This window comes from Paenibacillus sp. Marseille-Q7038 (genome assembly GCF_965111595.1).
Map to the genome: position 1 here is coordinate 974,657 of NZ_CBCOOM010000002.1, position 12,844 is coordinate 987,500.

Genomic DNA, 12,844 nt, shown 5'->3' on the forward strand with positions numbered 1-12,844 from the left:
TCCGGTATTGAAAGCAGCTAATCATTTATTTGATTGTTGCCAGAACCGGCACCTATTGTGCTGTTTCTTGTTGAAGGGATAGTCTTGGAGGGAGTGACATAACGTGAACATTTTATTCATGGGCCCTCCTGGGGCAGGGAAAGGGACACAAGCAGAAGCAATTGTAAATGAATTCAGCATTCCTCACATTTCAACAGGCGATGCATTCCGCTTAGCGATCAAACAAGGAACTCCTATTGGGATGAAAGCTAAAGAATACATGGACCAAGGACTGCTTGTACCAGACGATGTAACAATCGGTATTGTTGAAGAACGCCTACAGCAGCCTGACTGCAAGAAAGGGTTTCTATTGGATGGATTTCCAAGAACCATTTCTCAAGCAGAAGCGCTTGACGGTATTCTAAATCGACTTAATACTGGTTTGGATCATGTCATCAACTTGAAAGTAGACCGTGATAAACTTCTTGCTCGTCTAACGGGACGTCGCTTGTGTAAAAATTGCGGTGCTACGTATCATGTTGTTTTTAACCCTCCTAAACAGGAAGGCATTTGTGATAAATGCGGCGGCGAATTGTATCAACGTTCTGATGATAATGAAGAGAGCGTAGGTACACGTCTTGACGAATATATCAACAAAACTGCACCACTCCTCACGTTTTATGAGAACAAAGGTCTTCTGCGTCAAATCGACGGGGAACAGGAAATTCATGCGGTGTCGCAAGAGATCGTATCCTTACTGCGAGGTTAATGGTAATGATCATTTGTAAGTCCGATGCAGAACTGGGATCAATCTGTGATGCAAGATTAACTCGCACATTAGTGCAGGTGGATCCTTCGAGTCATTGTATTGCTCGGGTTTTGTCCGGAGAACTTGACCAAATGACTGATCAACATAATCGCAGTCAAGGGGCTGTGCCGTCTTTCACAGGTTATAACGGTTTTCCTGCCAGTATTTGTACTTCAGTCGATGAACGAAGAGTGCATGAAGCGTCGAACATTGTTCGACTGTATACAATGTCGTATGACAATGTGCTGTGTGCTCAAGAACTTTCTTTTGTTCTTAACCAGACAGGATGTAATTTTTACGAAAGCGAGATGCGTAGGAGATGAGACGATGAATCAAAAGATCCCACAAGTCGGACAGATCGTAAAAATACTTCGAGGCAGAGATGCCGGTCAGATTGCAGTAGTCATTGCTGTTGAGGACAACAGGTTCGTGTATATTGCTGACGGATACAAACGTAAGTTTGACGGACGAAAGAAGAAGAACCTTCTTCACCTGGAACCCCAGCCGATGATTAGCAGCGAGGTTGTGAACAGCTTAAACGAAGTTGGACGGGTAACGAACGGAAAACTGCGTTATGCAGTTCAGCAGTTCTTAAATGTAGGCGAAGTTCAAAGCTGAAGAGAAAGGAGACTAACTGTGGCCAAAGAAGATGTCATTGAAGTGGAAGGAACGGTTCTTGAGCCGCTTCCCAACGCAACGTTCAAAGTAGAGCTTGAGAATGGTCATCAAATTCTAGCTCACGTTTCCGGCAAACTGCGGATGCACTTTATCCGCATTCTGACAGGAGATAAAGTGGTTGTTCAGTTATCGCCTTATGACCTATCAAAAGGGCGTATAACTTATCGTAAATAGTAAGGCTTATTTTCTGAAATAACGATGAAGGTTTATATCAGCTTTGCATGGTATGATAATCTAGTGTACGCTATGTAAATAGATTGTGTATCATCTGGCTGTTAGCATGCTTTCGAAGTCAGTTTTACTCATCGTAAAACTTTGAGGAGGTAATCAACATGAAGGTAAGACCTTCTGTAAAACCTATCTGCGAGAAATGCAAAGTCATTCGCCGCAAAGGTAATGTAATGGTCATCTGCGAAAATCCGAAACACAAACAAAAACAAGGTTAATAGAAGGGGGTGTAGCGTAAAATGGCTCGTATAGCTGGTGTGGATTTGCCACGTGATAAACGCGTTGAGATCGCCTTGACATATATTTTCGGAATCGGTTCAACGACTTCCAAGAAAATTCTGAGCGAAACTGGCATTAGTCCGAATACTCGTGTCCGTGATCTTACGGAAGATGAAGTGAGCAAATTACGTGAAAGTATCGACAAAATGGTTAAAGTAGAAGGTGACCTTCGTCGAGAAATTTCTTTAAATATTAAACGTTTGACTGAGATTGGATGCTACCGTGGTATTCGTCACCGTCGTGGTCTTCCAGTTCGTGGACAACGTACTAAAACAAATGCTCGTACGCGTAAAGGTCCTCGTCGTACTGTAGCAAATAAAAAGAAATAAGAAGGGAGGATAATCTACAATGGCTAAACCGAAAAAAGTCGTACGTACTAAACGTCGTGACCGTAAAAATATTGAGTCTGGCGTGGCTCACATTCGTTCCACGTTCAATAACACAATTGTTACTATTACGGATCCACACGGTAACGCTATCTCTTGGGCAAGCTCCGGCGGTCTTGGATTTAGAGGTTCCCGTAAGTCGACTCCATTCGCAGCTCAAATGGCAGCAGAATCTGCAGCTAAAGCAGCAATGGAACATGGCATGAAAGCAGTTGAAGTTATGGTTAAAGGTCCAGGTGCTGGCCGTGAAGCAGCGATCCGCTCTTTGCAAGCTGCTGGTCTTGAAGTTAACCTGATCAAAGACGTAACTCCTGTGCCACATAACGGATGCCGTCCTCCAAAACGTCGTCGTGTCTAATGAGATTTGCCCCCTTCGTGTGGTATAATCCGGCACAATCTGTTAATAATGGTTGTTTAGGCATACTACATGGTAACACTAGATAAGGTAAATATTTCATATCGGACCGACGTTTTGAAGGAGGGGTATTGCAGTGATAGAAATCGAAAAGCCAAAAATTGAGACGGTAGACGTCAACGATGATGGCACTTATGGCAAATTTGTGGTAGAACCGCTGGAACGCGGATATGGTACGACGCTAGGTAACTCGCTTCGCCGTATCTTGCTTTCCTCACTTCCAGGTGCGGCAGTTACATCGGTGCAAATCGATGGAGTGTTGCACGAGTTTGCTACAGTTCCTGGCGTAATGGAAGACGTTACGGAAATCATTCTGAACCTTAAAGCTTTGTCTTTGAAGATTCACTCTGATGAAGAGAAGATTCTTGAGATTGATGCTGAAGGTGAAGGGGCTGTTACAGCCGGAGATATCCGTGCGGATAGTGATGTTGAAATCCTTAATCCGGATCTTCATATCGCTACTCTTGGTCCAGGTTCGAGACTTCACATGCGTATTTATGCCAATCGCGGTCGCGGCTACGTCCAGGCAGATCGGAATAAACGCGATGATCAGCCGATCGGCGTCATCCCTGTGGATTCGATCTATACCCCGATTGCGCGTGTCAACTATGGTGTTGAAAATACGCGTGTAGGTCAAGTAACAAACTACGATAAGCTTACACTTGAAATTTGGACAGATGGCAGCATCCGTCCAGAAGAAGCGGTAAGTCTTGGCGCAAAAATCTTGACTGAACATGTACTGCTCTTTGTGGGTCTAACAGACGAAGCAAAAGATGCAGAAATCATGGTCGAAAAAGAGGAAGACAAAAAAGAAAAAGTACTCGAAATGACGATCGAAGAGCTCGATCTATCTGTTCGATCCTATAACTGCTTGAAACGTGCTGGTATCAATACGGTTCAAGAACTTACAACGAAAACTGAAGAGGACATGATGAAGGTACGTAACCTGGGTCGTAAATCTTTAGAAGAAGTGCAAGAGAAGCTCGAAGAGCTTGGTTTGGGTCTTCGTACAGAAGAGTAGCAACACGATTGCTTGAAGTGAAGGAGGGGAAAACATGGCATACCAAAAATTGGGTCGTAACTCCAGTGCTCGTAAAGCATTGTTCCGTGACCTCGTAACGGATCTGTTCTTATATGAGCGCATTCAAACGACGGAAGCGAAAGCGAAAGAAGTTCGTTCTATCGCTGAGAAATTGATCACAAAAGCTAAAAAAGGTGATTTGCACGCACGTCGTCAAGTTGCTGCATATGTGCGCCGTGAAACAATTGATGGTGAACAGGATGCAATTCAAAAACTGTTCAGCGATATTGCACCACGTTACACTGAGCGTCCAGGCGGATACACTCGTATCATGAAACTGGGACCTCGTCGCGGTGATTCTGCACCTATGGTTTACTTGGAATTAGTAGACCGCGTGTAATATTAGGCGAGAGTGAAGGAAGGGTGGACAGGATCTAGGTTCTGAACTGCCCCTTTTTTTCACTTGCGCTACGCTGTAGTTTGGGGAGGAGCTCCGAGAGGAGCTCTTTTTCATTGTGGTGCTTTCAAGTACGAAGTGGTTACTGTGATTAGTATGGTATGATGAGGTGAGAATAATGCGGAACATTTGTATGCGTGTGAATTATGATGGAACGGATTACTTTGGTTTTCAGACACAGCCCATTGGCAACACAATACAGGATGTTATCGAGAAATCGATTAAATACCTGACTGGAGAGGAAATCAAAATCCATGCCTCGGGACGTACTGATGCTGGGGTCCATGCAAGGGGACAAGTATTTCACTTTCACACAGAGTCCAAGATTCCTCTTGAACGCTGGTGCATGGCTCTTAACACAAGACTTCCTGATGACATCCTTATAACAGATGCATATGAAGTACCACTCTCATTTCATTCCCGGCGCTCTGCCAAAAGAAAGACTTATCGTTATACGATTAATGCGAATCAATTTGTAGATCTATTTAATCGCCGAATACAGCTGCACCATCCAGGTAAGCTCGATATTAAGGCAATGAATGAAAGTTTGCCGTACTTACTAGGTACGCACGACTTTACTTCTTTTGCATCCAGGCATTCAACGAAGGATTCCCATGTCAGGACTTTATATGAAGCGCGAATGGACCTAGACACTTCCATGTGCAGAGAGAGTCATCCGCGAGATCAAGGTATTATTCATATTTATTTGACCGGTAATGGTTTTCTTCAGCATATGGTGCGAATTATTATCGGTACGCTCTTGGAAATAGGAGAAGGGAAACGTCAGCCTGAAGATATGAAACATATCCTAGCTGCACAAGACCGCTCTGCAGCTGGTCCTACAGCGGTTAGCAAGGGTTTAATGTTATGGAATGTAGAGTATGATAATCTCCTAAAAAAAACCTGCGATAATGTCTTGCGAAGTAGCATTTAATCGTGTAATATATAAGTTGTGTTTTCTTAATGGCTTTCCCACAGCCCCACTTAAGTAAACGATATGCAACACACGTAAATCCATCAAACTAACAGCAACTTTTAACGAATATAAATGATAACAATTAATGCGTATTAAGAACGCGATATTTAAAGGAGGATCTTTTCATGCGTACCACTTATATGGCTAAGCCTAGTGAAGTTGAGCGTAACTGGCACATCATTGACGCTGAAGGCAAAACGCTTGGCCGCTTGGCAAGCGAAGCTGCGGCTCTGATCCGCGGTAAACATAAGCCACAATTCACTCCACACGTTGACACTGGTGATTTCGTTGTTGTCATCAATGCTGAGAAAATTGTTCTTACAGGTAAGAAAATGGACAACAAAAAATACTATCGTCATTCCATGCACCCAGGTGGCCTTAAAGTCACTGTTGCAAAAGACATGGTGAAAAACAAACCTGAACGTATGATCGAACTTGCTGTACACGGCATGCTTCCTAAAACACGTATGGGTAACCAAATGAAACTTAGATTGAAAGCATATGCTGGCGCTGAACATCCACATGCAGCACAAAAACCTGAAGTTTACGAACTTCGCGGATAATTAAAAGGAGGACAGTTTCATGGCACAAGTACAATACTATGGGACAGGTCGTCGTAAACATTCGGTAGCTCGTGTTCGCCTTATACCGGGTGAAGGACGCATTGTCATTAACAAACGTGATATCAACGATTATTTCGGCGGTTTGGAAACACTCAAACTGATCGTTAAACAACCACTTGAACTGACTGAAACTACAAGCAACTACGATATCCTCGTTATTGCTCACGGTGGCGGTATTACTGGTCAAGCAGGAGCAATTCGTCACGGTATCTCCCGTGCACTTCTTAAAGTAGATCCTGAGTACCGTGGAAGCTTGAAAAAAGCTGGCTTCTTAACACGTGACCCACGTATGAAAGAACGTAAAAAATACGGTCTTAAAGCGGCTCGTCGCGCACCTCAGTTCTCCAAACGTTAATCTGTTCGGATCAAAAGTCCTTTCTTCTTCGGAAGAGAGGACTTTTTTTGCTATATACATAGTAGGAATATAAGGTGAACATTATTAATTCTGACAGTTTACCTTGGAAATAGCATTGACATCTAACTGGAAATATTTATACTTAATTGTAATTCATATCATATATATCGGTTTAGTGTAAAAAATATTACCCCTGTAGGAGGTCATCATTGTGAATCTGTTAGAAAAAGAAGAGTTGGCAAGAGACAAAGCAATTGAACTGGAAGATGCTTCTCCTGAAGAGATTATTCGTTACGCTGTAGAAACATTCCCGAACATCACATTTGCATGTAGTTTTGGTGCGGAAGATGTTGTTTTAGTGGATATGATTCAAAAAGTCAGTCCTTCTAGCGATATTTTTTATCTCGATACAGACTTTCACTTTAAAGAGACGTATGAAACAAGAGATCGACTTGTAGCACGCTATCATATTGATTTTGTTCGAGTATCTCCCAAACTGACACCTGATGAACAAGCGGCTGCTCATGGTCCAGAGCTTTGGAATTCAGAGCCTAACGCTTGCTGTAACATTCGCAAAGTAGAACCACTTACCCGTATTTTATCCCAATATGATGCGTGGATTACAGGAATTCGCCGAGATCAAGCTCCGACTCGTGCTAACTCTAAGAAGGTAGAGTATGATACGAAATTTGGACTTATGAAATTCAACCCAATTGCTGGATGGACGAATGAGGATGTGTGGAAATACATTAATGAAAATAATTTAATTTATAATCCATTGCATGATCAGAACTACCCTAGTATCGGCTGTGAGCAGTGCACTAGACAGGTGATGCCAGGTGAAGATCCACGAGCGGGGCGTTGGTCAGGCAATGATAAGACCGAATGTGGGCTTCATAAATAAATAACTATTACGTTGCTAAAGTGTATATAGACTATAGGGAGATGAGATCATGGCATCGATATTACCTCACGGTGGTACATTAGTGAATCGAATTGTTGAAGATAGGAATCGGGAAGAATTGCTTCAATCCGCTGAGAAACTAAAAAGATTACCGATTAGCAACTGGACCATTTCTGATCTTGATCTAATAGGGGTAGGGGCTTTTTCTCCGCTTACGGGCTTTATGAATGAAGCAGACTATCAGTCAGTGATAGAAGGTATGAGACTTACAGATGGGACCGTTTGGAGTATACCTATTACGCTTGACGTTGATCAGGATACGGCACAAACCCTCCAAATTGGTGAGACCATTGCACTTACTGGTCAAGAGGACAATGTTATATACGGCACCCTCAAGATAGAAAGCATTTATGAAGTTGATCATGATAAAGAAGCGAAGAATGTTTATAAGACAAATGATCAGGAACATCCAGGGGTTAAAAAGCTGTTTGAACGTTCTGCCTTTTATATTGGCGGTCCCATCTTTGTGTTAAACCGTAAACAACCTGCTAAGTTTAATGAGTTCTACTTTGACCCCCAACAAACGCGGCAACTTTTTCAACAAAATGGCTGGAAAACGATTGTTGGTTTTCAAACTCGAAATCCTGTTCACCGTGCCCATGAGTATATTCAAAAAAGTGCCATGGAAATTGTAGATGCTTTATTCCTCAATCCGTTGGTAGGCGAAACAAAATCAGATGACGTTCCTGCCGATGTACGTATGAACAGTTATCTGGCGCTTCTTGAGAACTACTATCCTGCGGATCGTACCTTTTTAGGTGTCTTTCCAGCAGCAATGCGTTATGCGGGCCCTAGAGAGGCTATTTTCCACGCGATTGTACGTAAAAACTATGGATGTACTCATTTTATTGTTGGTCGGGATCACGCTGGAGTAGGGGACTACTACGGCACCTATGAGGCACAAGAGATATTTACTAACTTTACATCTGAGGAACTTGGGATTACTCCTCTTTTCTTTGAACATAGTTTCTTTTGTTTAAAATGTGGCAACATGGCTTCTGCCAAAACATGCCCGCATAGTAAAGAAGATCATATGACCTTGTCGGGTACCAAAGTTAGGGCCCTTCTCCGTGACGGCAAGTGCCCGCCGCCTGAATTCACACGTCCAGAAGTTGCTCAAATATTGATTGAAGGTATGACGGAACACGTTACGTCTTAGTTTTCATCAGTTTGTCCATATGAACGGTATATTTGTCCACCTCGTCCCATATAGATCATTATGGTCATTTATGGGATCGGAGGTGGCTTTTTTATGCGTAAACAGCGTTCAAACAAGTTGATGGTATGGATCCATGTAAGCACCATGAAAAAACTGATGATAGGTGTTCTCTTGCTGGCACTATTCATCTGTATTGCAGTGTATGAGGTCCCGGCATCGAAAACATGGAGTTCGTGGAGTCTGCCGCTTTCAGGTAAGGTCATAGCTCTAGATGCTGGTCATGGAGGACCTGATGGGGGAGCTGTCAGCAAACAAGGAATTATTGAGAAAGATATCAATTTAGCCGTAGCTCTCTACTTACGTGATTATTTGCAGCAAGCTGGTGCCACAGTAGTGATGACAAGAGAAAGAGATGTAGATCTAGCTCCCCCTGACACCAAATCTTACTCGAGACGGAAAACAGAAGATTTAAAGCAACGAGTTAAAATGATTAATGACAAAAAAGCAGATCTTTTCATTACGATCCATATGAACAGTATTCCTTCAAACCGTTGGAGTGGTGCTCAAGTATTCTATTACCCTAATCATGAGGATAATGCAGATTTTGCTGCGCTTGTTCAAGATGAGATAAGAAGGAACCTCGAGAACACAGATCGAATAGCCAAAACAGTAAACACTGTATATCTGCTGCAAGCGCTAAGAATGCCAGCGGTATTAGTAGAAGTTGGTTTTCTTTCTCATCCTGAGGAGTCTAGACTCCTTGCGGAAGAAGAGTATCAACGCAAAGTGGCCGCTTCGGTATACAAAGGGATTTTAAGATACACGTCTGGTGAAAAATTGAAAAAGTAAGCCCTCTGCACCTCGGTGAGTGATATAATGGACATGTATGAAAAAGATCTGAGTGAAATACATGCCAATAGATAAAGCTGAGGTGCAATTATCATGTTATCAAGAGATCAGGTACTAGAAGTACTTTCTACCTTGCAGGAGCCTATGAGCGGTCTGTTATTTACAGATTTGCAGTTTATTCGGGATATCATGGTAAAAGAGGACAGTGTGGCTTTAACCTTGATTTGTTTAACCGATGATGAAAACGTTCGCAATATATTGAAAAATAATGTCACAGCTCTTCTTCAGGAAGCAGGCGTACAAGAGGTCCATGTAAGAATGCGCCTGGCATCAGATGCGGAAAAAGAATCTCTTCCCAGCTCTGAACAGAAATCAACAAAAGAAACGGAACCTACCGATGATGAAGTGCTTGTAAAAGGACATGCGGCAGGTATGGAGTCTCATGAATTGCTCGATCCTAAATCCGGAGTTACCTTTATCGCTATTGCTAGTGGTAAAGGAGGAGTAGGGAAGTCAACGGTCACCGTTAACTTGGCTGTTGCCCTGGCGAGACAAGGCAAAAAAGTAGGGATCATAGATGCGGATATCTATGGGTTTAGTGTCCCAGATATGATGGGCATTGAAGATGCGCCTGTACTTATAGATGGAGTAATTGAGCCGGTTGAGCGTTTTGGTGTGAAGGTGATGTCTATGGGATTCTTCGTACAAGAGAACAACCCTGTCATTTGGAGAGGGCCGATGCTTGGCAAGATGTTGCGACAGTTTTTTAGTGATGTAAACTGGGGGGATTTAGATTATATGATCCTTGATTTGCCTCCGGGTACAGGTGACGTCGCGCTAGACGTACACCAAATGATTCCGCAAAGCAAAGAAATTATAGTAACGACACCGCATGCCACTGCGGCATTTGTTGCTGCTAGAGCGGGGGCTATGGCCATCCAAACTAATCATGAATTGCTTGGAGTAATAGAAAATATGGCTTACTACGAGTGTGGTGCTTGTGGTACAAAAGATTATGTATTTGGAAGAGGTGGAGGAGGGCGACTAGCAGAAAGCTTGCACACGGAACTTCTTGCTCAAATCCCATTGGGTTCTCCGGATAATCATATATCTGAACCGGATTTTTCGCCCTCAGTATATAAGGAAAATACAGAGATCGGTAAGATATATGATGAAGTAGCCAAACATTTAATTAAAGGCTAAAGTTTTTCGGTAATTACAAAATCATGTGCGTTTATATTTACAGGGCCAAGCGATTCGCTTGGCCTTGTTTTTTTTTCTAACTATACAACGAAGTAATGCTTAGCTACCACTCCCACTTCCACTGCCCCCACCACCACTGCCGCCTTCTTCTTTTTTACCGCCTTGACTCTTGGATTGGTCTTTCTTTTCTTGGTCACCTCCGGCACCTTCGCTTTGTTTAGGTTGGAGTTCTTCTTTAACGACTGACTTTAACAGCTCCATAACTTCCATCCGAAATATAGGATTTTGCATGGCTTCCTGCATAACACTCATTGTCTGTTTACGATAATCGGCCGTTTGGGTTAGTTGTAATAACATTTTAGTCATTTCCGGCGATTTTAATATATCTTCCATCGATTTTTGATAGGAAGGATCTTTGATGAGTTCCATATGAATTTGTTTACTTTGGGAATTGACTACTTTAGCAAAATCCCCAGCAAATTTAGGATCTTTCATAATTTCCTCGAATACTTTTTTATACTCAGGAGAAGACAAGGTGTCTTTAACGGCCACTCTGATTTCATCTGAAGAGCTCTGTGAATTAAGCATTTTTATTCCTAACCCTTTAGATGTATTTCCTGAACCGCTTGAATCACTTCCTGAACCTGATTCGCTGGATGAACTTTGGCCCGAACCACTCTCTCCGAGAAGAGCTTCTTCCAGAGCTTTTTTACCTTCATCACTTTTTAGAATATCAATGACCATTGTCTTTGTTTCTTTATAACTACCCTGTTGAGCAGCGTTTGGATTATCAGACCCACAACCAGATAAAAATAAAGCCAGACTGCTTGCAATACATAAACATTTAATACGATGCCACTTCAATTGCTTCACATCCCCTTTGTCTGAATAACTGAATGTAGTATGTGGGACAAGGAAGGGATTTATGTCTGTAAAGCCATGGTGTTTTTTAGAGATCGTTGGTAAAATAAACACTTGGAGGTGGAAAAGATTTGAATTTAAGGAAATGGTTCAATTTATTTTGGCAAACCCTGTGTATCGGTGGGATCGCATCATTAATAACAGGACTCATACTCACCACCGGGGAGTACAAGCCATCAAGTACTGCGGATTTCTTATTGTATCTACTTATCTTATTCGGAGCGGGTATGATGATTAGTGTCTACTCACAGCTTGGCTTTTTCGCTTACTTAATCCTTAATTATATGGGGAGAGGCACATTTTCTATAAAAACATGGAATTATATTCAGTTGGCTCTAACGATTCTTGCCTTACTTGAATTAATGTTCTTCCGTATATTTATGGATAATAGTAAAACAGGGTTTACTGATATGTTGCTTAGCTTAATTATTTTAGCGACTGCACTTGTAACCGCATATTTCAAAGTAAAAGCTACAAATAGGAATGCCCTAATACCGACTTTATTTTTCATGATTGCATTAACTATAGTGGAGACCATTGGTGTATTAAATATTGGGGAAAATGCAGCTACCACCTTTACCGTGATTCCGCTTCTTGCTTGTAATACATATCAGATTCTCATGCTTCACCGAATTGTATCAAGAACGGATTTCAAAGCAAAAGAGCTAACTTAACGTTAGCTCTTTTTGTTTACAGTCCCGCTGCATCTTCAATTTGTTGATCTATAAAGGCTTGATCACGTACCTCGGTACCTTTTACATTTGATTGATTGATTAATTCCGATACAGTTACGAACTCATATCCTTTTTGACGAAGCTGGTCAATAATAATAGGTAATGCTTCATGAGTTTGTTTCACAGAGTCACTGGCATGAAGAAGAACAATATCACCAGGATGGGCTTTACTGACAACACGATTCACAATTTGATCCACTCCGGGGTTCTTCCAATCGAGGGAATCCGTATCCCACTGAACAACCTGATAATTAAGGTTATCTGCAATGCGTAGTACTCGCTTATCGAAATCCCCGTTTGGAAGGCGGAGTAAGCTCGGTTCTTTTCCAGAGACATCGGTTAAAATAGAATGAGCTGTTGAAATTTGCTTTTGGATTTCTTCTTCCGTTAAACTACTGTAATTTACATGTTTATATCCATGGCTGCCAATTTCAAAGCCGGCATCTTTAATCGTTGTGACCATATCAGGGTGTGTTTTAGACCATGGGGCAGATAGAAAAAAAGTAGCTTTTTGTACATTTTTATCTTCAAGTACTTTTAGAATGGGTTCGGTTCGTTTATCACCCCAGCTGATATCAAACGTCAGGGCGATTATTTTTTTCTCTGTGGGAACACTATAAACCGCGGTTGGAGAACCGCCGCCTTCAGAGAATACGGACACATTTTCTGTCTCCACGTAGATGATTCCAAGAGTGAAGATTGTTGCAGCGAAAACAATGAGGAATTTCTTGATCTTTCGACCATTTAAAACATAGAAGTATGAATTCATAATCGATGCTCCTTCCATTTACCAATTCGTTTACTTTTAT

The 12,844-nt window shown here is 42.0% G+C and carries 17 protein-coding genes and 2 pseudogenes; 17 read left to right on the forward strand and 2 right to left on the reverse strand.

The window, feature by feature from the left end:
* Positions 1 to 103 precede the first annotated feature (103 nt).
* The 16 genes and pseudogenes from ACWPWY_RS21655 to ACWPWY_RS21730 all read left to right on the forward strand — a co-directional run bounded on the left by ACWPWY_RS21655 (position 104) and on the right by ACWPWY_RS21730 (position 10,380).
* The gene (locus tag ACWPWY_RS21655; protein ID WP_191804544.1) at positions 104 to 748 is read left to right on the forward strand and encodes an adenylate kinase; all 645 of its coding nucleotides are present in this window, start codon (positions 104 to 106) and stop codon (positions 746 to 748) included.
* Positions 749 to 861: 113 nt separating this feature from the next.
* Positions 862 to 984 (forward strand): annotated as a pseudogene (locus ACWPWY_RS21660) (type I methionyl aminopeptidase); the annotation flags it as partial.
* A 130-nt stretch (positions 985 to 1,114) separates the two neighbouring features.
* Positions 1,115 to 1,421 (forward strand): annotated as a pseudogene (locus ACWPWY_RS21665) (KOW motif-containing protein).
* Positions 1,422 to 1,423: 2 nt separating this feature from the next.
* Complete coding sequence (gene infA, locus ACWPWY_RS21670) at positions 1,424 to 1,639, forward strand: translation initiation factor IF-1 (protein ID WP_036652996.1); 216 nt, start codon at positions 1,424 to 1,426, stop codon at positions 1,637 to 1,639.
* Positions 1,640 to 1,797: 158 nt separating this feature from the next.
* Complete coding sequence (gene rpmJ, locus ACWPWY_RS21675; RefSeq protein ID WP_003333770.1) at positions 1,798 to 1,911, forward strand: 50S ribosomal protein L36; 114 nt, start codon at positions 1,798 to 1,800, stop codon at positions 1,909 to 1,911.
* A 21-nt stretch (positions 1,912 to 1,932) separates the two neighbouring features.
* Positions 1,933 to 2,301 (forward strand): 30S ribosomal protein S13, encoded by a 369-nt coding sequence (gene rpsM, locus ACWPWY_RS21680; RefSeq protein WP_191804548.1) that lies wholly within the window; start codon positions 1,933 to 1,935, stop codon positions 2,299 to 2,301.
* 19 nt (positions 2,302 to 2,320) lie between these two features.
* The gene (gene rpsK / locus ACWPWY_RS21685; protein ID WP_191804550.1) at positions 2,321 to 2,716 is read left to right on the forward strand and encodes a 30S ribosomal protein S11; all 396 of its coding nucleotides are present in this window, start codon (positions 2,321 to 2,323) and stop codon (positions 2,714 to 2,716) included.
* Positions 2,717 to 2,849: 133 nt separating this feature from the next.
* The gene (locus ACWPWY_RS21690) at positions 2,850 to 3,794 is read left to right on the forward strand and encodes a DNA-directed RNA polymerase subunit alpha (protein WP_160036627.1); all 945 of its coding nucleotides are present in this window, start codon (positions 2,850 to 2,852) and stop codon (positions 3,792 to 3,794) included.
* Between the two features lie 34 nt (positions 3,795 to 3,828).
* Positions 3,829 to 4,194, forward strand: coding sequence for a 50S ribosomal protein L17 (gene rplQ / locus ACWPWY_RS21695; RefSeq protein ID WP_160036628.1), 366 nt, complete (start codon positions 3,829 to 3,831; stop codon positions 4,192 to 4,194).
* A 175-nt stretch (positions 4,195 to 4,369) separates the two neighbouring features.
* The gene (truA, locus tag ACWPWY_RS21700; RefSeq protein WP_454193621.1) at positions 4,370 to 5,185 is read left to right on the forward strand and encodes a tRNA pseudouridine(38-40) synthase TruA; all 816 of its coding nucleotides are present in this window, start codon (positions 4,370 to 4,372) and stop codon (positions 5,183 to 5,185) included.
* Positions 5,186 to 5,352: 167 nt separating this feature from the next.
* Positions 5,353 to 5,790 carry a 50S ribosomal protein L13 gene (gene rplM / locus ACWPWY_RS21705; RefSeq protein WP_213535589.1) on the forward strand — a complete coding sequence of 146 codons (438 nt, stop codon included), beginning with the start codon at positions 5,353 to 5,355 and terminating at the stop codon, positions 5,788 to 5,790.
* Positions 5,791 to 5,809: 19 nt separating this feature from the next.
* Positions 5,810 to 6,205, forward strand: coding sequence for a 30S ribosomal protein S9 (rpsI, locus tag ACWPWY_RS21710; protein WP_454193622.1), 396 nt, complete (start codon positions 5,810 to 5,812; stop codon positions 6,203 to 6,205).
* Between the two features lie 211 nt (positions 6,206 to 6,416).
* Positions 6,417 to 7,109: a phosphoadenylyl-sulfate reductase gene (locus ACWPWY_RS21715; protein WP_454193623.1), complete on the forward strand. Its 693-nt coding sequence runs from the start codon at positions 6,417 to 6,419 to the stop codon at positions 7,107 to 7,109.
* Positions 7,110 to 7,158: 49 nt separating this feature from the next.
* On the forward strand, positions 7,159 to 8,328 hold the full coding sequence (gene sat, locus ACWPWY_RS21720; RefSeq protein WP_454193624.1) for a sulfate adenylyltransferase: 1,170 nt from the start codon (positions 7,159 to 7,161) through the stop codon (positions 8,326 to 8,328).
* A 120-nt stretch (positions 8,329 to 8,448) separates the two neighbouring features.
* Positions 8,449 to 9,177 carry an N-acetylmuramoyl-L-alanine amidase CwlD gene (gene cwlD / locus ACWPWY_RS21725; protein ID WP_454193915.1) on the forward strand — a complete coding sequence of 243 codons (729 nt, stop codon included), beginning with the start codon at positions 8,449 to 8,451 and terminating at the stop codon, positions 9,175 to 9,177.
* A gap of 93 nt (positions 9,178 to 9,270) precedes the next feature.
* Complete coding sequence (locus tag ACWPWY_RS21730; RefSeq protein WP_454193625.1) at positions 9,271 to 10,380, forward strand: P-loop NTPase; 1,110 nt, start codon at positions 9,271 to 9,273, stop codon at positions 10,378 to 10,380.
* Between the two features lie 99 nt (positions 10,381 to 10,479).
* Here the strand turns inward: ACWPWY_RS21730 and gerD are convergent, their stop codons facing one another.
* A complete protein-coding gene (gene gerD, locus ACWPWY_RS21735; protein WP_454193626.1) occupies positions 10,480 to 11,244 on the reverse strand; it encodes a spore germination lipoprotein GerD in 765 nt (254 codons plus the stop codon).
* A gap of 128 nt (positions 11,245 to 11,372) precedes the next feature.
* Between gerD and ACWPWY_RS21740 the strand changes: the two genes are divergently transcribed.
* Positions 11,373 to 11,975, forward strand: coding sequence for a KinB-signaling pathway activation protein (locus ACWPWY_RS21740; protein WP_454193627.1), 603 nt, complete (start codon positions 11,373 to 11,375; stop codon positions 11,973 to 11,975).
* Between the two features lie 16 nt (positions 11,976 to 11,991).
* Here ACWPWY_RS21740 and pdaB read toward each other — a convergent pair whose 3' ends face one another.
* Positions 11,992 to 12,804 carry a polysaccharide deacetylase family sporulation protein PdaB gene (gene pdaB, locus ACWPWY_RS21745; RefSeq protein WP_454193628.1) on the reverse strand — a complete coding sequence of 271 codons (813 nt, stop codon included), beginning with the start codon at positions 12,802 to 12,804 and terminating at the stop codon, positions 11,992 to 11,994.
* Positions 12,805 to 12,844: the final 40 nt, after the last annotated feature.

Bases quoted from the DNA above. Each gene is read 5' to 3' on its own strand.
- cwlD (WP_454193915.1), top strand. From the start codon at position 8,449: ATGGTATGGATCCATGTAAGCACCATGAAAAAACTGATGATAGGTGTT.
- rpmJ (WP_003333770.1), top strand. From the start codon at position 1,798: ATGAAGGTAAGACCTTCTGTAAAACCTATCTGCGAGAAATGCAAAGTC.
- sat (WP_454193624.1), top strand. From the start codon at position 7,159: ATGGCATCGATATTACCTCACGGTGGTACATTAGTGAATCGAATTGTT.
- truA (WP_454193621.1), top strand. From the start codon at position 4,370: ATGCGGAACATTTGTATGCGTGTGAATTATGATGGAACGGATTACTTT.
- ACWPWY_RS21730 (WP_454193625.1), top strand. From the start codon at position 9,271: ATGTTATCAAGAGATCAGGTACTAGAAGTACTTTCTACCTTGCAGGAG.
- rplQ (WP_160036628.1), top strand. From the start codon at position 3,829: ATGGCATACCAAAAATTGGGTCGTAACTCCAGTGCTCGTAAAGCATTG.
- rpsK (WP_191804550.1), top strand. From the start codon at position 2,321: ATGGCTAAACCGAAAAAAGTCGTACGTACTAAACGTCGTGACCGTAAA.
- rpsM (WP_191804548.1), top strand. From the start codon at position 1,933: ATGGCTCGTATAGCTGGTGTGGATTTGCCACGTGATAAACGCGTTGAG.
- rpsI (WP_454193622.1), top strand. From the start codon at position 5,810: ATGGCACAAGTACAATACTATGGGACAGGTCGTCGTAAACATTCGGTA.
- rplM (WP_213535589.1), top strand. From the start codon at position 5,353: ATGCGTACCACTTATATGGCTAAGCCTAGTGAAGTTGAGCGTAACTGG.
- pdaB (WP_454193628.1), bottom strand. From the start codon at position 12,804: ATGAATTCATACTTCTATGTTTTAAATGGTCGAAAGATCAAGAAATTC.